Genomic DNA, 16,138 nt, shown 5'->3' on the forward strand with positions numbered 1-16,138 from the left:
CGCGGTGTCAGTCGCCGAACCGTATCCACACCGGCGCATGGTCCGACCCAGGCGTCCCGACCCGCTCCGTCGGGTCGTCGCCGACCGACGGCAGTTCGAGGGCCCGGTCCTGCTGGTCGGGCAGGCCCGTGCCCGCCTCCGAGACGCGGTGGACCAAGCGGTGGCTGGTCAGGACGTGGTCGATCAGCTCCCCGCGCCCGAAGTTGACGCGGGAGAAGCGTCGCTTCACGGGTATCAGCGGGGCCACGTTCCACAGCCGGAGCGCATCGCCCAGATCGGGTTTCCTGAAGGCGTGCTCCCTGTCGAGCTCGGATCCCGGAGGGCCGAGCAGGATCTGCGTCGTCGCGGCGTTCACCACGTCGTTCATGTCACCGAGGACGGCCACGTCCCGCTCGCGCCCGTCGTCCTCCAGCAGGAAGTCCGCGAGGCCGCGCAGAGTTGCCGCCTCGGCTGCCCGGCGATAGAGGGCGTAGGCGCCGAAGCGCGCCCGTTCGACCTCGTTGTGCGGGTGGAAGCGCGACTTGCTGCCATTGCCCGGGTACGTCAGCAGCTTCGACTTGAGGTGCGCCACGGCCACCCGCACGGGCCCGTCCGCCGTGTCGACCTCCACCGCCAGGAAGCCACGGCTCGCCTCCTGGTCGTGATCGCCGGGCTGCGCGCCGTCGTCGCTCTGCACGGGGCGCAGCTTCTGCGCGAACACGCGCGTGTCCCGGCGCACCCGCATCGGCGTACGGCTGATGAAGCCGACTCGGATGCCGCGGGCGTCCCGGTGCCGGGAGAGCGCGGTGTGCCACTCCCCGCCCACCGCCCGGACCAGGTCGTCGAGCGCCTCCTCCTGCTTGACCTCCTGGACGCCCAGCAGCATCGGGTCGAGCGCGGTGATCACCGAGGCGAGGGACGTCACCTTCGCCTCGTACTCGGCGTCGGTCTCGGGCGCGCCGTCACCGCTGCCCGGCAGCATCAGATTCTCTAGATTCCAGGTACCGAGGAGCATGTCGGGCCCCTTTCCGGAAGCCGTACGACGGGCGGTGGTGAGGCCAGAGTGCACGTGCCCACGCCGCCGGGACAGAGCGCCGACGGGATACGCGGTTCACCCCGTCCGGGGGCACGACCGCGTCGTACGGTGACTGCATGACGCCTTCTCCCGCCGGTCTCATCATCACCCGGTGCACGGTGCTCACGCACGACGATCATGAGGGGATCGGGTTCGCCGAGGACTCCGCGATCGTCGTACGGGACGGGGTCGTCGAGGCGGTGATCAGCAGCGCTCAGGCCGAGGAGCTGACCGCGACCGAGCGCATCGACGCCCACGGCCAGGTCGCCCTCCCCGGCCTCGTCAACTGCCACACCCACGCCCCCATGGTCGCCCTGCGCGGGGTCGCCGAGGACCTGCCCACCGAGGAGTGGTTCAACGACGTCGTGTGGCCCGTCGAGTCCAACCTCACCGAGCAGGACGTGGCGTCGGGGGCCCGGCTCGCCTGCGCCGAGATGATCCGCGGCGGGGTCACCTGTTTCGCCGACCACTACTTCTCGATGGACGCCGTCGCCGCCGTGGTCGACGAGTGCGGGATGCGTGCCCACCTCGGCGAGGCCTACTTCTCCTCCCAGGGCCCGCAAGGGCGGGAGAGGTCACTGGAGTTCGCGCTACGGCATCGCGGCGGCGCGGGCGGCCGTATCACCACCACCCTCGCCCCGCACGCCCCCTACACCGTCGACGACGCCGACCTGGCCGCCACCGCCGAACTCGCCCGTGAGCACGGCCTCCCCGTCCACCTCCACGCCTCCGAGAACCGCGACCAGGCAGAGGCCAGCCTCGCCCGCCACGGCGTCACGCCCATCGAGGTACTCCGGCGCACCGGCATCCTCGACGTCGACGTCCTCATCGCGCACGGCACCGGCATCCTCGACCGCGACCTGCCGATCCTGCGCAACGCCGCCGGCCGCGTCGCCGTCGCCAGCGCCCCGCGCGGCTACCTCAAGTTCGCCTGGCCCACCACCACACCCGTACGTGCCCTGCGCGACCTCGGCATCCCGGTCGGCCTCGCCACGGACGGCGCCGCCTCCAACAACTCCCTCGACGTATGGGAGTCGATGGCCCTCACCGCCCTCATCCAGAAGTCGACCACCGGCGATCCCCGCTGGCTGACAGCCCGTCAAGCGCTGCACCACGCCACGCTCCAGAGCGCCCGCGCCGTCGGACTCGGTGAGGTGGCCGGCAGCATCGCACCCGGCCGGCGCGCCGACATCATCCTGGTCGACCTCACCGGACCGCACACCCAGCCCGTCCACGACCTCGCCGCCACGCTCGTCCACAGCGCCCGCTCCTCCGACGTCCGCACGACGATCGTGGACGGGCGCGTGCTGATGCGTGACCGGGAGCTGCTCACCATCGATGTGCCCGCCGTCGTACGGGAGTTGGGCGAGCGGATGCCCGCGCTCCTGGACCGCAGCCACGGCCGGCGCATCCAGGAGTACGGCACCTAGGGCCTGTTTCCGAGGTGCATGATCCGAGGTGCATAGTCTGAGGACCATGGATCTCGCCGACGGCCTCCTCGATCACCCGTACGACGTGTACCGGCGCCTGCGCGACACCGCCCCGGTGCACCGCACGGCCGGACCCGACGGCAGTCCCGCCTGGCTCGTCACCCGGTACGACGACGTCCGCGAGGCTCTCGCCGACCCACGGCTGTCCCTGGACAAGAGGCATGCGGCACCCGGGAGTTACCGGGGCCTGGCTCTCCCTCCCGCCCTCGACGCCAACCTCCTCAACATGGACCCGCCCGACCACACCCGCTTGCGCCGCCTGGTCGGCCGTGCCTTCACCCCGCGCCGCGTCGAGCAGCTCCGCATGCCCATACGGCGGACCGCCGACCGGCTCCTCGACGCCCTCGGCCCGCACGGCACCGCCGACCTGATCGCCTCCTACGCCGCCCCCCTCCCCATCACCGTCATCTGCGACCTCCTCGGCGTCCCCGACGAGCACCGACGGGACTTCCGGGAGTGGACCGACGCCCTCGTCGCCCCCGACCCGGCGCGACCGCAGGCCGCCAAGGAGGCTGTCGTGGCGATGCTCGGGTTCTTCACCCGGCTCCTCGCCGACAAGCGCACGGAACCTGCCGACGACCTGCTCTGTGACCTCATCGCGGTCCGCGACACCGACGGCGACCGGCTGAGCGAGGACGAGCTGATGTCCCTCGCCTTCCTCATCCTGTTCGCCGGGTACGAGAACACCGTGCAGCTCATCGGCAACGCCGTGCTCGCCCTGCTCGACCACCCCGAGCAGCTTGCGGCCCTGCGCGCAGACCCGTCCCGCATCCCCTTCGCGGTCGAGGAGTTCGCGCGCTACGACGGCCCCGCCCTCCTCGCCATCCGGCGCTTCCCGACCGAGGACGTGACCATCGGCGGCGTGACCGTCCCCGCCGGGGACACCGTCCTGCTCTCACTCTCCGCCGCCGACCGCGACCCCGCCCGCTTCCCCGACCCCGACCGCCTCGACCTCGGCCGCGACGCCTCCGGTCACCTCGCGCTCGGACACGGCATCCACTACTGCCTCGGCGCCCCGCTCGCCCGCGCCGAGACCGAGATCGCCCTGGCCGCCCTCCTGGAACGGTTCCCCGAACTCGCCCTCGCCGACGGCGACCTCCGGTGGCGCCGCTCGCTGCGCGCCCGTGGCCTGCTCGCGCTGCCGGTGACGTACTCCGAGAAAAACTCCTGAAATTCTCCGGGCGGGCGATGAGTTACGCCCCTCGCGCCGGTCACCACCCGGACGGACCGTTGCACAGGAGGGGCGCCCATGTCGCTTCCGGAGATCGTCTCGCGCGAGCAGTGGCGCGTGGCGCGCGAGGAACTGCTGGTCAGGGAGAAGGCAGCCACACGCGCGCGTGACGCGCTCAACGCCGAGCGGCGCAGACTGCCCATGGTCGAGATCGAGGAGGAGTACGTCTTCGAGGGCGGCGACGGCAAGGCCACCCTGCTCGACCTCTTCGAGGGGCGGCACCAACTCGTCGTCTACCACTTCATGTTCGCCCCGGACTGGGACGCCGGATGCCGCAGCTGCTCCGGATTCCTGGACCAGATCGGGCATGTGGCGCACCTGAAGGCACGGGGGACGACCTTCGCCGCCGTGTCCAGGGCGCCGTACACGAAGATCCTGCCGTTCAAGGCGCGCATGGGCTGGACGGTGCCCTGGTACTCGTCGTGCGGCAGCGACTTCAACCACGACTTCGAAGCGACCCTGGAGCACGAGGGCGAGCTGGTGGAACGCCCCGGTGTCAGCTGTTTCCTGCGGGACCGGGACCGCATCTTCCACACCTACTCGACGTACGAGCGCGGTCTCGACGGGCTGGGCTCGACCACCGGCTTCCTGGACCTCACCGCGCTGGGCCGGCAGGAGGAGTGGGAGGAGCCCAAGGGGCGTGCGTCGGCTCTTGGTGCGCCTGCGGGCAGTGAACGGATCCGATATCACGACGAGTACGAGGACTGACACAAGGTGTAGCGATTGATCATCGAGGGTGATCGGAAGCTCACACATAGCGGTGAACGAGTGTCAACTACGTCTCAGTCCCGTCACCGGGCGAGGCGTTTCACCTCCGGCAGGCGTTAACTCCTACAAGTACGACGCTTTCGGGAGGTGCAGGATGGTGAACGGGCGAACAGTGCTCGAACGCTTTCCCGCGGGAGGGCCGCGAGGTTCGTGGCCGGCGGAGGAGTTCGCACACGCGCGGCGGATGGAAGGTCTGCCCGCCGAGGTCGTCATGGACCTCGCCACGGACGCGTTCCTCGTGATCGTCCGCGGTGACATGGTGGTCGACGCCGCCGCGTGACGCCGCCGAGCGAGGTGAGGGCGCGTCAGATGAGGGTCGGCCCGGCTTTGCGCCGGGCCCTCGTCGAGGTCAGCCCGCCTTCGGCGCGGGCACCCGCGTCGTGAACTGCTCCGCCTGGAGCGAGTACAGCTCCGCGTAGACTCCGCCCGTGGCCAGCAGCTCGTCGGGCGTGCCGGACTCCACGAGCTTGCCCTGGTCGAGGACATGCACCAGATCGGCGTGGCGTACGGACGCCAGCCGGTGGGTGATGAGGACGACCGTCTGGCCGGTGGAGGCCAGGGCGCGGATCTTCTCGAAAACCTCCAGTTCGGCGCGTGCGTCCAGGGCCGCGGTCGGCTCGTCCACGATCAGGATGCGGCCCCGCCGGTAGGCGGCCCGCGCGATCCCGAGCCGCTGCCACTGCCCCCCGGACAGCTCGTGCCCGCCGTTGAACTGGCGTGCCAGCAACGTGTCCAGGCCGCGCGGCAGATCGGCCACCACGTCCCCGGCCCCCGCCTCCGCGACCGCCGTGGCCAGACGTTCCTCGGTGAGAGGCGCGGAGGAACGGCCGACCGCCACATTGACCCGGGCGGTGAACGGCCAGCGCTTGAAGTCCTGGGCCACCATCGCGATGCGCTCGGCGAGTTGGTGCCGGTCGGCACCGGCCGCGTCGACGTCGTCCCACAGGATGCGGCCGGAGTCCGGGGTGTAGAGCCCGGCCAGCAGCTTGACCAGGGTGGTCTTGCCGGAGCCGTTCTCGCCGACCAGGGCGATGATCCGGCCGAGGGGGAGGGCGAGCGTGACGTCGTCGAGGGCGGGGCGGGCCGATTCACCCGGGTAGCTGAAGCTGACGTTCTCGAAGCGGACCTCCCGCGGGTCCTCGGGCAGCGCGGCGCCACCGACCGGAATCGCCCGTTCGGCCGCCTCGACGTACAGCCGTTGCAGATCGCCCACGAAAAGCGCTTCCTCGTGGAGCGCGTTCACCTCCAGGACCAGGCTGTCGAGGCTCGACGAGCCCGTGCGGATCGCGATGACGGCCGTACCCGCCACGGACAGCGCCATGGCACCGGCGAGCAGCAGCCCGCCCAGCGTGGCGTACGTCGCGACGGTCGCGAGCCCCGTCCACGCCGCCGCGATGAGCCCGGTACGCGCCGCAAGCCTGGCCAGTCGCGCCTGCTCTGCCTCCGCCGTCTCCGACATCGCCCGGTAGTGGCGCAGGAGGAACGGCCCGACCCCGTGCACACGGATCTCGGGCGCCGCGGCGGGCTCGGTCAGCAGCCCGCTGATCAGATGGCCGGCCCGGGAGTGCTGCACCCAGGTGTGGAAGGACTCGTAGCGGCGTCGGGCGTTCGTCAGGGCGCTCCAGGCGCTGGGCAGCGTCATCGTGGCGAGGAGGGGCAGCAGGGCAGGGTGCAGCACGGTGAGGACGCCCGCCGCCGCGATCAACGAGATGGCCGCGTTCACGACCCGCGTGCTGTACGAGATCATCCGGCGGGCGGCTCCGGCGCCGTACTGTGCGGTGTCCAGCAGCTTGTGGAAGGCGTGGTCCTCGATCGCGGCGAGCTCCACGGCCGCCGCCCGCTCCAGATACAGCTCGGTCGCCACCCGCTCCACCTTGGGCTCCAGGCGCCCGGTGGCGTAGATCGACGCGGCCCGCAGCAGCGTCGAGACCACCATCACGGCGGCCATGGTGACCAGCGCGGGAACGGCACCCCGTAACCGCTCCTCCAGGGCCCCGCCCCCGATCAGCCGCCCCAGCACACTGTTCACGGCAAGCAGCCCGACCGCCTGTGCAAGCCCGCGCCCCACCTCGGCCACCAGCACGGTCCGCGCGGCCCGCCGGTCGGCCTGCCACGCGAGCCGGAAACTCGACGACAGCAGGGACGGCAGCCGCGTCACCATCGCCCGGAAGTTCAGCTCCAGAAAGGCGTCCCGATGCCGGTTCCACCCCATGTCGTACCGCAGCGGCCCCCCGAAGAGCAGCTGCTCCGACTCGGACACCTCGGGCCCACCGGCAGCGCGTTTCTTCCCCACCGTCCACCCTCCCCCGACCGCCCTCGCGACGGAGGGCCACTATGGCGGGGCGGGCGAGTTCGGGGGAGGGCGTGAGTGAGGGCAGGGGGTGCGCGCGGGCGTACGCCGCGCGGGCGGGTCTGGGGCGCGAGACGGCCGGTCACTCTTCGGCGCCGGCCCAGGTATTCCAGCCCGTCCGGCGTTTGAGGACGAGGCCCGCCAGGGCCGAAGCGGGGGTCCAGGGGGCGGCAGCCCCTTGGTACGGGACGACAGCGGCGACGCCCCGTCACTCACAGCACCAAAACCCCCGCCCAACCGGCGGAGCCTCACGCAGAGATCTGCCGTTGCCACGTAGGCGTAGTCCCCGTAACCCTGCACAACGCCAGATACAGCGGAATCGGCGGCGTATAGGGCACGGGCCCGTCGGGCCGGTGGATCAGTGGAGGCGTGTCCAGGGCGACCGCGCCCGTCAGGTACCGCACGGACGCCGGCCACTCCAGCGCGTAGTCGGAGTCGGACGGCACGATCCACCACCAGTGCGACTCATCGGCGTACACACAGCCGACCCGAGGCAGCCGAGGCATGATCAGAGGCCCGTAGCGGGCGGGCACCGCCACCGCGTCGAAGCCCAGCGGCGCCGTCATCCCGTCGGGGACCGGCAGCCGTCGAGGCGCCCCCCTCGTCGGCATGTCGCGGCGAAGGCGGACCAGCGTGTCCAGGCTCAGGACCTGACCGCCGCCGGACGCGCCCCTCACAGCCATGCGGACCCCGTTCCCCTGCCGTACCGCGCCTGTGTTTCGTCCTCGTCCTCGTCGCCCGAGCCCCCGGAGGAACCCGGCTTGGGCCGGGACTTCCACCCGAGGTCGTTGTACGGCCCGACGTTGTACGGCCCGGTGTCACCTCGAGAGGCGTCCTGGAACCCGGCGACCCTCGGCAGGTCGGCCCAGACCACCAGCCCGGTCCCGTCCTCGCCCGCCCCCCAGGCCTGGCAGAGGGCGTCTATGAGGAGCAGTCCCCTCCCGTGCTCCTCCTCGGGTCGCGCCGACAGGGGATGCGGCTCACCCGGCGCGCATCCTTCGTCGCGCACGGCTATGCGCACCAGGTCGGCGCCGTCGCGCAGCTCGCACACTATGTGCTCGCTGGCGGTGTGCACGATCGCGTTGGTGACCAGTTCCGACACGACGAGAGCCGCCGTGGCGCAGGTGTCCTCGCACACCGCCCAGCCGTTCAGCCGCGCCTTCGTCAGGCGTCTGGCCTGCGCGGGAGAACCCGGATGCGCGGCCAGTTCGAAACGGAACCGGCGCTCGGCGGCGGTGTTCCGCTGGGGTCCCACTGTCGGGGCGGCACCGAGGTCGTGGGGGACCACGGTGGCGTCTGTTCCTAAGGGCGGGGACGGAATCACGCTTGCCACTATCTCCCCGGCGTGAACACTTGGCAAGTGTCACTCTGAAAAATGCAGAGTGCTGTGTGACTCTCTGGAAGGCCGTGGCACACTGCTCGCAACAGCATGTCGAACGGCGCCAGTTGAGATCGCCGAAGATCCACCGAGATCTTCGAATGGGTCTTCGAATGGCGCCGTCGGCCTGTCAGGATTCAATCGACCTGTCGGGATTCATACGTGGAGGTGGAGCGTGAGCGAGCCGCGGTCCGCACCTACGGTCGGCCAGGTCGTCCTCGGCCGCCGCCTGCTCGACCTGCGCGAACGCGCCGGGCTCAAGCGCGAGGAGGCAGCCCGGGTGCTCCGGGTCGCTCCAGCGACCGTCCGCCGTATGGAGATGGCCGAGGTCTCGCTCAAGATCCCGTACCTTCAACTGCTCCTGAAGGCCTACGGCATCTCCGACGACGAGGCCGACGCCTTCGTGCAACTGGCCGAGGAGGCCAACAGGCCCGGCTGGTGGCAGCGCTTCCACGACATCCTGCCCGGCTGGTTCTCGATGTACGTCAGCCTGGAGGGCGCCGCCGCGCTCATCCGGTCCTACGAACCCCACTTCGTACCCGGCCTGTTGCAGACCGAGGACTACGCGCGCGGCGTGCTGACGTCGGGCGCCATCGGCCAGACCAGCCCCGACGACATAGAGCGCCATGTCGCGCTGCGTATGCAACGCCAGCAACTGCTCACCCGTGAGGACGCGCCGCGGTTGTGGGTCGTGATGGACGAGACCGTGCTGCGCCGCCAGGTCGGCGGCCCGGAGGTGATGCGGGCCCAGATCGACCGGCTGCTCCAGGCCACGAGGCTGCCCAACGTGACGCTGCAGGTGGCCCCGTTCGCGAACGGGCCGCACCCCGGCACGTACGGGCCCTTCGTGCTGTTCCGATTTGCCATGTCAGAACTGCCGGACATGGTCTACAGCGAGTACCTGACCGGCGCCGTCTACCTCGACGCGCGCACCGAGGTGGCGACCCACCTCGAGGTCATGGACCGCATGGCGGCGCAGGCCGCTACGGCACATCGCACGAAGGAGATCCTCCGGGATCTCCGCAAGGAGCTGTGAATGGATCGCATCAAGCCGCGCATACGCGTCTACAACGGCATGCCCGCGCGGGACTTGGGCAGCGAAGGCTGGCACAAGCCGTGGAGCGGCGGCAACGGAGGTAACTGCCTGGAGGCGATGAAGCTCGCCGACGGCCGTATCGCCGTCCGGCAGTCGACCGACCCGGACGGGCCGGCGCTGATCTACACCACGGACGAGATGACGGCGTTCATCGAGGGCGCCAAGGCCGGGGAGGCGGACTTCCTGCTGTCGTGAGCGGACTTGTTTTTCAGTCAATTCCCTTATTTTGGTCCTGAGTTGATAGCCACTGAGTTGATAGTCGCCGAGTTGACAGCCACCGACTGCTGCAGACCCTTATGGAGTTCGTCATGACCGGGCGGAACCGTTTCGTCGAGATCGACACCAGCAAGCCGCATCCCGCGCGGATGTACGACTGGTACCTCGGCGGCAAGGACAACTACCCGGTCGACGAGGCCATGGGGCAGCAGATGCTCGCCCTCGACCCGCGCGTCCCGGTGATGGCGCGGGTCAACCGCGCGTTCATGCACCGCACCACCCGCTGGCTCGCCAAGAACGGCGTGCGCCAGTTCCTGGACGTCGGCACCGGAATCCCGACCGAGCCGAACCTCCACCAGATCGCCCAGGGAATCGCCTCTGGCGCACGCGTCGTCTACTGCGACAACGACCCCATCGTGCTGGCCCACGCGGCGGCCCTGCTGCGTGGCACGGACGAGGGCGCCACCGAGTATCTGCAGGCCGATGTGCGCAACCCGGACGCCATCGTCGAAGGCGCCCGGAAGATACTGGACTTCAGCCGCCCGGTGGCCCTTTCCCTCGTCGCGCTGTTGCACTTCGTCTCCGACGAGGACGGCGCGCACGAACTGGTCGGCCGGCTGCTGTCCGAACTCCCCTCCGGCAGCTACCTGGTGATGACGCACGCGACCGCCGACTTCACTCCCGAGGAGTCGAAGGCGGCGACCGAGAAGCTCAAGGCGGCCGGCGTCACGCTGGCCCTGCGCTCCCGCGAGGAGTTCGCGCGCTTCTTCGACGGCCTCGAACTCGTCGAGCCCGGCGTCGAGGTGCCGCACCAGTGGCACCCCGAACTGGGTGAGCCGGTCCCCGGGCAGGACGACGGGGTCATTCCCGGGTACGGGGCGGTGGGCCGCAAGCCGTAGCGGCCGGCGTGCTCACCGGTTCGGGGGTTACCTCCGTGTCCTCCCGCGGCGAGGACGACCGTACGACGAGAGGGCGGGCGCCGCAGTCGGAGAGCTCGTCCGGGCGCGGCGCAGGGCGAACGTGTCGCCGGCGGCTCGGTACGGGATGACGATGCCGGGCAGGACGGGCAGTCCGGCGCGGGCCGCGCGGGCGGGGTCGGCAGCCTTGGAGCCCAGCAGCCAAGGGAGGGCGGTGCCGGGCTGGTCCAGCGGCACGACGGCCGGGCCGTCCTGGGCAGGACCCGGGTCCAAGCGATCCTCCGCAGGCAGGATTCCGGCACGGCAGGACGCCCCGTCCGGCCTCCGCTACGGACCCGGCGGCAGCACCCCGCACAGCGCCTCCAGTGCCGCTCCGTACGCGTGTTCCGAGGGCGTCGCGTATCCGACGACGATGCCGTCACGGACCGGCATGCCGGGCTCCGCCGCCTCCGGGTGCCGGAACTCGGCCAGGCCCTCCAGGGCGATGCCCTGCCAGGTGGCCGCCTTGACCACGGACCGCTCGCTGCCCGGCGGCAGCCGCAGTACCGCGTGGAGTCCGGCGGCGACACCGGTGACCTCGATGTCCGGTGCGTGCGCGGCGAGGGCTGAGACGAGCCGGTCGCGGCGGCTCCGGTACCGCTGCCGCATGCGCCGTACATGACGGTCGTACGCCCCGGAGACGATGAAGTCGGCGAGGCTCAGCTGATCGAGGACGCTCGCCCACGCCTCGCGCTCGCCCTTGGCCGCGAGGACGTCGCCGACGAACCGCTCCGGCAGCACCATCCACCCGAGCCGCACCGCCGGCGACAGGCTCTTGCTGACCGAGCCGATGAAGATCACCCGCTCGGGATCGAGGCCCTGGACGGCACCGACGGGCTTGCGGTCGTAGCGGAACTCCCCGTCGTAGTCGTCCTCCAGCACGACGCCCCCACGCGCGCGTGCCCAGTCGATCACGGCGGCCCGGCGCTCGGGGTGCAGCGGGCCGCCGGTCGGGAACTGATGCGCGGGCGTGAGCAGCACGGCCCGCTCGCGTGCCAGCCGGTCGACGCGGGCGCCGTCCTCGTCGAGGGGCAGCGGTACGGTCCGTACGCCCGCGGCGGCGAGCAGCTCCCGGTGGAAGCCCAGTCCGTACGCCTCCATGGCCAGCGGACCGCGCAGCACGCCGCCGCCCTCCTGGGAGAACAGCAGGCGCAGGGCGTGCGCGAAGCCGGAGCAGATCACGATCCGGCCCGGCTCGGTGCGCACGCCACGCGCGCGTGCCAGGTATTCGGTGAGCGCCTCCCGCAGTTCGATCCGTCCGGCGGGATCACCGGGCCCGAAGACCTCGTTCGGCGCCTGCTGGAGGGCCCGCCGATAGGAGGCCAGCCACGCCGCGCGCGGGAACGCCGACGCGTCCGGCGTGCCCTGCCGCAGGTCGTGCCGAGGTCCACGCGCGCGTGGCGGTGCCTTACGGGGCACCCGCTCGGCGCGCCGCAGGGGCTCGGCGCGCTCGGCCACCCGCGTCCCCGAGCCCTGCCGGGCGGTGAGCCAGCCCTCGGCCACCAGCTCCGCATACGCGTCGGCCACGGTGTTGCGGGCGATCCCGAGATCCGCGGCGAGCGAGCGGTACGGCGGCAGCCGCGTGCCGGGCGCGAGCCGCCCGTCGCGTACCGCCTCGCGCAGCCCACGGGTCAGCGCGGCCCGCCGCCCGCCGGGCCCGGATGCCCCGGATGACTCCGAGAGGTCCAGGTGCAGGTCGGCACCGATCCGCTCCGCGGAATTGACCCACGATCTCGCCATGGAAATGCACCCTACAGTGGGTCTTTCGGGCTCGTACCTTGGAGCACATGACGACGAACACGACTGCGACGCAGGGCACTTCCGGCATCGACTCCGCCATCGCCACGGCCGAGGCCGCGCGGACCCGTCTGGACCTCGCGAAGTCCGCCCCCAAGGTCTTCCGCGCCATCATCGGCTTCGACGCCGCCGCCCGCGAGGGCCTGGACCCGGCGCTGGTCGAGCTGATCCAGATCCGCGCCTCGCACCTCAACCACTGCGCCTACTGCCTCCACATGCACACCAACGACGCCCGCAAGGCCGGCGAGAGCGAGGACCGGCTGCACCTGGTCGCCGTCTGGCGCGAGGCCCGCCACTTCTACACCGAGAAGGAACAGGCGGCCCTGGCGCTGACGGAGGCGGTGACCCTGGTGGCCGACGGCGGGGTTCCCGACGAGGTCTACGCCCAGGCCGCGGCGCACTTCGACGACCAGGAGCTGGCCCACGTACTGGCCCTGATCCTCGCCATCAACACGTGGAACAGGGTGGCGCTGGCCACGGGGAAGGTGGCGGGGACGGACGAGCGGCGCTAGGGGAGGAAGGAGGGGAGGCGGGGGAGGGGTGGTCCGGCGCCCCCGTCACACCGTCATCGGACGGTCGTACGGCGAGATCGGCGCCGGCAGGCGCGAACTCCCCGTCAGATAACGGTCGACGGCCGCCGCCACCGCCCGCCCCTCGGCGATCGCCCACACGATGAGCGACTGCCCCCGGGCGGCATCCCCCGCGGCGAACACGCCGGAGACGTTCGTGGCGAACCCGGAATCGCGTGTGATCGTGCCGCGCGGCTCCAGCTCCAGCCCCAGCTGCTCGATCAGCCCGTCCCTCCGGTCGGGCCCGGAGAAGCCGAGGGCGAGCAGCACCAGGTCGGCAGGCAGCGTCCGCCCGGTCTCCGGCAGCGGGCGGCGCTGTGCGTCCACCTCGGTCAGGTGCAGCGACCGTACGTGCCCGTCGGCGTCGCCCGTGAAGCGGAGCGTGGACGCCGCGAACAGCCGTGCGTCCGCGTCCGCCGCCGGTGCCGTTACGAGATCGCGGGCCTCCTCGTGCGCGGCCGAGAGGCGGTAGATCTTCGGATACGTCGGCCACGGCTCGGCGTCCTCGTCCCGCTCGGCGCCGGGCTGGGCGTAGATGTCCAGCTGGGTGACGGACGCGGCACCGTCCCGCACGGCGGTGCCCAGACAGTCGGCCCCCGTGTCCCCACCGCCGACGATGACGACATGCTTCCCGGCGGCGGACAGGGGGGACGACTCCAGGTCTCCCTCGCACACCCGGTTGGCCAGCGGCAGATACTCCATCGCCTGCTGGATGCCGCTCAACTCACGCCCTGGAACGGGCAGTTCACGCCACGCCGTGGCTCCGGTGGCGATGACGACCGCGTCGTACCGCGACCGCAGCCCGGCCGCCCCGATGTCCCGCCCGACCGCCGTGGACGTACGGAACTTGGTCCCCTCGGCCCGCATCTGCTCGATCCGCCGCTCCAGATGGTGCTTCTCCATCTTGAAACTGGGGATGCCGTACCGCATCAGCCCGCCGATCCGGTCGTCCTTCTCGTACACCGCGACCGTGTGCCCCGCCCGCGTCAGCTGCTGCGCCGCGGCGAGCCCCGTGGGCCCGGACCCGATCACCGCGACCGTCCGCCCGGACAGCCGGTCCGGCGGGCGCGGCGGCGCGAATCCGTCCTCCCACGCCCGATCGGCGATGGCGCACTCGACGTTCTTGATGGTGACGGCCGGCTGATTGATCGCCAGCACGCACCCCGCCTCACACGGCGCCGGACACAACCGCCCCGTGAACTCCGGGAAGTTGTTCGTCGCGTGCAGCCGCTCGGCGGCCGCCCGCCAGTCCTCCCGCGACACCAGGTCGTTCCAGTCGGGGATCAGATTGCCCAGCGGACAGGCGTCGTGGCAGAAGGGAATGCCGCAGTCCATGCAACGGTCCGCCTGCTTGCTGATGATGGGCAGCAGCGCCCCGGGGACGTAGACCTCGTCCCAGTCCTGGACCCGCTCCTCCACGGGCCGGCGCGGCCAGTCCTGGCGGGGGGTGGTCATGAAACCCTTGGGATCGGCCATGGCCGTGTTCCTCGCGTGCGCGTGCGACGTGCTGGAGCCGTGCGTCATCGGGCGGCACCCTTCCCGCAACGATACGTCCCACCTGCCACGTGCGCAGAGTGGCCGACAGCGCTTTCTCCCCGGTTGCCTCCGCGGGTTGCCTCCGCGGGCTGCCCCGCGGATTCCCGGGCCGGCGCAGACGGTCAGCTGATGGCGAGAACGAACGACACCGTCGCGGCGGCCGAGGCAACCGTCCGGACGTGGTTCCACGCCGTCCACTCGCGCACATACGCCGGCCAGTACGCGGCCGCCTCCGCGGTGCCCGCGTCCAGCTTGACCAGCGCTTCGTTGCGGGGAACGTTCGCCACCATCGTCACGCCGAACGTGCCGAACAGATACAGCCCGCTGCCCAGCAACAGCTCCACCGTGCCCTCGTCCGGCCAGAGCACGAACGTCACCACCGCAATCACCGCGCACAGCACCGCCGACCCGATGAACACCAGCATGAACGCCGGCATCAGCGCGGTCACATTGATCGCCTTCATCGCGGCGACGCCCTGCGCGGGCGGCAGCGCGGCGAGCCCGCGCATCACGAAGGTCGAGAAGGCGCAGAACACCCCGGCCACCAGGCCGGTCCCGACCACACCGATCACCACGAGTACGAAGTACGGCCCATCGATCATGTCAACGTCAACTCCCGCATCCCGCCGAGATCCTTCCCGGCCCCATCCGTCACATCAAGTGAAATCCTGTACGAGAACCGTGAACATGGCCGAGCGGCGCGAGCCCATACGTGAGCGTCCATGGGCGTGGGCCCGGACGGGCCACGGGCGCGGCTCGGACCGGCCACGGCCACAGCTCCGATTGGCCGTGGGCGCTCCTCGGACGAGGCAGAGCAACGTCAGCCGACCTCCGACACCTCCACCCGCCAGGCCCGCAACCTCGTCTCCACCGCCGCCGCGATCCGCCGCCGCGCCTCGTGCCGCGGCACCCCGCTCATCAGCAGCTGGTCGTACGGCGTGTCCAGGTGCCGCACGGACGCCGCGACCGCCCAGGTCACGGCCCCCTCGCTCAACGCCCGCCCCGCCGCACTCCGCCCCACCCGTCCACTGCCCCGCGCCGACGCATGCGCGGCGATGTCCCGCGCCCGGTCCGCCGGACACCCCGGGAACAGCCGCCGTATCTCCGCCGCGAACGCCTCCGCGAACCGCACGTCCTCCCGTGCGCGCCGTCGGGCGTCCCGCGCCCGGCGCCGCCGCCGGGCCTCCGCGTCCGCCAGACACCGCTGCTCCGCCCGGGCGAGCCCCGCCTCCTCCACCAGGACGCCCTGCCGCTCGTAACGGCTCCCCCGCCGGTTGAACCGTACGACCACCGCCGACAGCGCACTCTCCTCCCGCGACCGGCGCGTCAACGCCGTGTCGCCGCGCGGCAGGAACACCAGATGCCCGAGGTCCGCACAGTCGAGACACCGCGGCGCACCGTCCTCCAGCACGAGCATCTGCAACGGTCCCGCATGACACTCCGCACAGCGCCGCCGCTTAAGGGGCTGGATGACAAGAAGGCCGGTACGGGGCTCGGGAGTTGCTAGAGGTGCCATACGGGGTTCATTCCCCGCGGAGCCGGCCCGGGGAACTACGCCCGGGCCGGCCCGGCAGTCCCTCGGACGGTCCCTGATCAGGCCCGCCGTCACCCGCGCTGCGGTCGCATTCCGTGCACCTCTCGCCCGCGCGGCGAGACGCTCGGCTCCTGATGGGCGGTGCCCGCGACCACCGCCTCCT

At 71.4% G+C, this 16,138-nt stretch carries 17 protein-coding genes; 8 read left to right on the forward strand and 9 right to left on the reverse strand.

Annotated features, from left to right (window positions below; genetic code table 11):
• Positions 1-7: 7 nt before the first annotated feature.
• Positions 8-994: an endonuclease/exonuclease/phosphatase family protein gene (locus OG331_RS36455; RefSeq protein ID WP_406204447.1), complete on the reverse strand. Its 987-nt coding sequence runs from the start codon at positions 992-994 to the stop codon at positions 8-10.
• Positions 995-1,131: 137 nt separating this feature from the next.
• Between OG331_RS36455 and OG331_RS36460 the strand changes: the two genes are divergently transcribed.
• From OG331_RS36460 to OG331_RS36475, 4 genes are all read left to right on the forward strand, one after another.
• The gene (locus OG331_RS36460; RefSeq protein ID WP_406204450.1) at positions 1,132-2,484 is read left to right on the forward strand and encodes an amidohydrolase; all 1,353 of its coding nucleotides are present in this window, start codon (positions 1,132-1,134) and stop codon (positions 2,482-2,484) included.
• Positions 2,485-2,530: 46 nt separating this feature from the next.
• Complete coding sequence (locus OG331_RS36465) at positions 2,531-3,715, forward strand: cytochrome P450 (RefSeq protein WP_406204454.1); 1,185 nt, start codon at positions 2,531-2,533, stop codon at positions 3,713-3,715.
• A 78-nt stretch (positions 3,716-3,793) separates the two neighbouring features.
• Positions 3,794-4,483, forward strand: a complete 690-nt coding sequence (locus tag OG331_RS36470) for a DUF899 domain-containing protein (protein ID WP_406204455.1) — start codon at positions 3,794-3,796, stop codon at positions 4,481-4,483.
• Positions 4,484-4,637: 154 nt separating this feature from the next.
• Complete coding sequence (locus OG331_RS36475; protein ID WP_328882357.1) at positions 4,638-4,823, forward strand: hypothetical protein; 186 nt, start codon at positions 4,638-4,640, stop codon at positions 4,821-4,823.
• 69 nt (positions 4,824-4,892) lie between these two features.
• Here OG331_RS36475 and OG331_RS36480 read toward each other — a convergent pair whose 3' ends face one another.
• The 3 genes from OG331_RS36480 to OG331_RS36490 form a co-directional block, all read right to left on the reverse strand.
• Positions 4,893-6,836, reverse strand: a complete 1,944-nt coding sequence (locus OG331_RS36480) for an ABC transporter ATP-binding protein (protein ID WP_406204459.1) — start codon at positions 6,834-6,836, stop codon at positions 4,893-4,895.
• Between the two features lie 305 nt (positions 6,837-7,141).
• Positions 7,142-7,576, reverse strand: coding sequence for a hypothetical protein (locus tag OG331_RS36485; RefSeq protein ID WP_406204462.1), 435 nt, complete (start codon positions 7,574-7,576; stop codon positions 7,142-7,144).
• Positions 7,567-8,226: an ATP-binding protein gene (locus OG331_RS36490; protein ID WP_406204465.1), complete on the reverse strand. Its 660-nt coding sequence runs from the start codon at positions 8,224-8,226 to the stop codon at positions 7,567-7,569. The genes OG331_RS36485 and OG331_RS36490 overlap by 10 nt, the downstream gene beginning before the upstream one ends.
• Before the next feature lie 220 nt (positions 8,227-8,446).
• On the opposite strand from OG331_RS36490, the gene OG331_RS36495 reads away from it, so the two are divergent.
• The 3 genes from OG331_RS36495 (at position 8,447) to OG331_RS36505 (ending at position 10,482) form a co-directional block, all read left to right on the forward strand.
• Entirely contained in the window at positions 8,447-9,307 is an 861-nt protein-coding gene (locus tag OG331_RS36495) for a helix-turn-helix transcriptional regulator (protein ID WP_406204468.1), read from the forward strand.
• Entirely contained in the window at positions 9,308-9,562 is a 255-nt protein-coding gene (locus tag OG331_RS36500) for a DUF397 domain-containing protein (RefSeq protein ID WP_019757219.1), read from the forward strand.
• Between the two features lie 101 nt (positions 9,563-9,663).
• The gene (locus OG331_RS36505) at positions 9,664-10,482 is read left to right on the forward strand and encodes an SAM-dependent methyltransferase (RefSeq protein WP_406204472.1); all 819 of its coding nucleotides are present in this window, start codon (positions 9,664-9,666) and stop codon (positions 10,480-10,482) included.
• Between the two features lie 27 nt (positions 10,483-10,509).
• Here the strand turns inward: OG331_RS36505 and OG331_RS36510 are convergent, their stop codons facing one another.
• Positions 10,510-10,773, reverse strand: a complete 264-nt coding sequence (locus tag OG331_RS36510; RefSeq protein ID WP_406204474.1) for a hypothetical protein — start codon at positions 10,771-10,773, stop codon at positions 10,510-10,512.
• A gap of 54 nt (positions 10,774-10,827) precedes the next feature.
• Complete coding sequence (locus OG331_RS36515) at positions 10,828-12,279, reverse strand: PLP-dependent aminotransferase family protein (RefSeq protein ID WP_406204477.1); 1,452 nt, start codon at positions 12,277-12,279, stop codon at positions 10,828-10,830.
• 47 nt (positions 12,280-12,326) lie between these two features.
• Between OG331_RS36515 and OG331_RS36520 the strand changes: the two genes are divergently transcribed.
• Entirely contained in the window at positions 12,327-12,848 is a 522-nt protein-coding gene (locus tag OG331_RS36520; RefSeq protein WP_406204479.1) for a carboxymuconolactone decarboxylase family protein, read from the forward strand.
• 45 nt (positions 12,849-12,893) lie between these two features.
• On the opposite strand, the gene OG331_RS36525 is transcribed toward OG331_RS36520, so the two are convergent.
• From OG331_RS36525 to OG331_RS36535, 3 genes are all read right to left on the reverse strand, one after another.
• Positions 12,894-14,381: a glutamate synthase subunit beta gene (locus OG331_RS36525; protein WP_406204482.1), complete on the reverse strand. Its 1,488-nt coding sequence runs from the start codon at positions 14,379-14,381 to the stop codon at positions 12,894-12,896.
• A gap of 182 nt (positions 14,382-14,563) precedes the next feature.
• Positions 14,564-15,043 (reverse strand): DUF1772 domain-containing protein, encoded by a 480-nt coding sequence (locus OG331_RS36530; protein WP_406204485.1) that lies wholly within the window; start codon positions 15,041-15,043, stop codon positions 14,564-14,566.
• 218 nt (positions 15,044-15,261) lie between these two features.
• On the reverse strand, positions 15,262-15,957 hold the full coding sequence (locus OG331_RS36535; protein WP_406204488.1) for a DUF2293 domain-containing protein: 696 nt from the start codon (positions 15,955-15,957) through the stop codon (positions 15,262-15,264).
• Between the last annotated feature and the right edge of the window lie 181 nt (positions 15,958-16,138).

The organism is Streptomyces sp. NBC_01017 (assembly GCF_045162795.1).
Lineage (GTDB): Bacteria > Actinomycetota > Actinomycetes > Streptomycetales > Streptomycetaceae > Streptomyces > Streptomyces machairae.

Bases quoted from the DNA above. Each gene is read 5' to 3' on its own strand.
- OG331_RS36505 (WP_406204472.1), top strand. From the start codon at position 9,664: ATGGAGTTCGTCATGACCGGGCGGAACCGTTTCGTCGAGATCGACACC.
- OG331_RS36460 (WP_406204450.1), top strand. From the start codon at position 1,132: ATGACGCCTTCTCCCGCCGGTCTCATCATCACCCGGTGCACGGTGCTC.
- OG331_RS36475 (WP_328882357.1), top strand. From the start codon at position 4,638: ATGGTGAACGGGCGAACAGTGCTCGAACGCTTTCCCGCGGGAGGGCCG.
- OG331_RS36485 (WP_406204462.1), bottom strand. From the start codon at position 7,576: ATGGCTGTGAGGGGCGCGTCCGGCGGCGGTCAGGTCCTGAGCCTGGAC.
- OG331_RS36500 (WP_019757219.1), top strand. From the start codon at position 9,308: ATGGATCGCATCAAGCCGCGCATACGCGTCTACAACGGCATGCCCGCG.
- OG331_RS36515 (WP_406204477.1), bottom strand. From the start codon at position 12,279: ATGGCGAGATCGTGGGTCAATTCCGCGGAGCGGATCGGTGCCGACCTG.
- OG331_RS36465 (WP_406204454.1), top strand. From the start codon at position 2,531: ATGGATCTCGCCGACGGCCTCCTCGATCACCCGTACGACGTGTACCGG.
- OG331_RS36470 (WP_406204455.1), top strand. From the start codon at position 3,794: ATGTCGCTTCCGGAGATCGTCTCGCGCGAGCAGTGGCGCGTGGCGCGC.
- OG331_RS36455 (WP_406204447.1), bottom strand. From the start codon at position 994: ATGCTCCTCGGTACCTGGAATCTAGAGAATCTGATGCTGCCGGGCAGC.
- OG331_RS36530 (WP_406204485.1), bottom strand. From the start codon at position 15,043: ATGATCGATGGGCCGTACTTCGTACTCGTGGTGATCGGTGTGGTCGGG.
- OG331_RS36525 (WP_406204482.1), bottom strand. From the start codon at position 14,381: ATGGCCGATCCCAAGGGTTTCATGACCACCCCCCGCCAGGACTGGCCG.
- OG331_RS36535 (WP_406204488.1), bottom strand. From the start codon at position 15,957: ATGGCACCTCTAGCAACTCCCGAGCCCCGTACCGGCCTTCTTGTCATC.
- OG331_RS36520 (WP_406204479.1), top strand. From the start codon at position 12,327: ATGACGACGAACACGACTGCGACGCAGGGCACTTCCGGCATCGACTCC.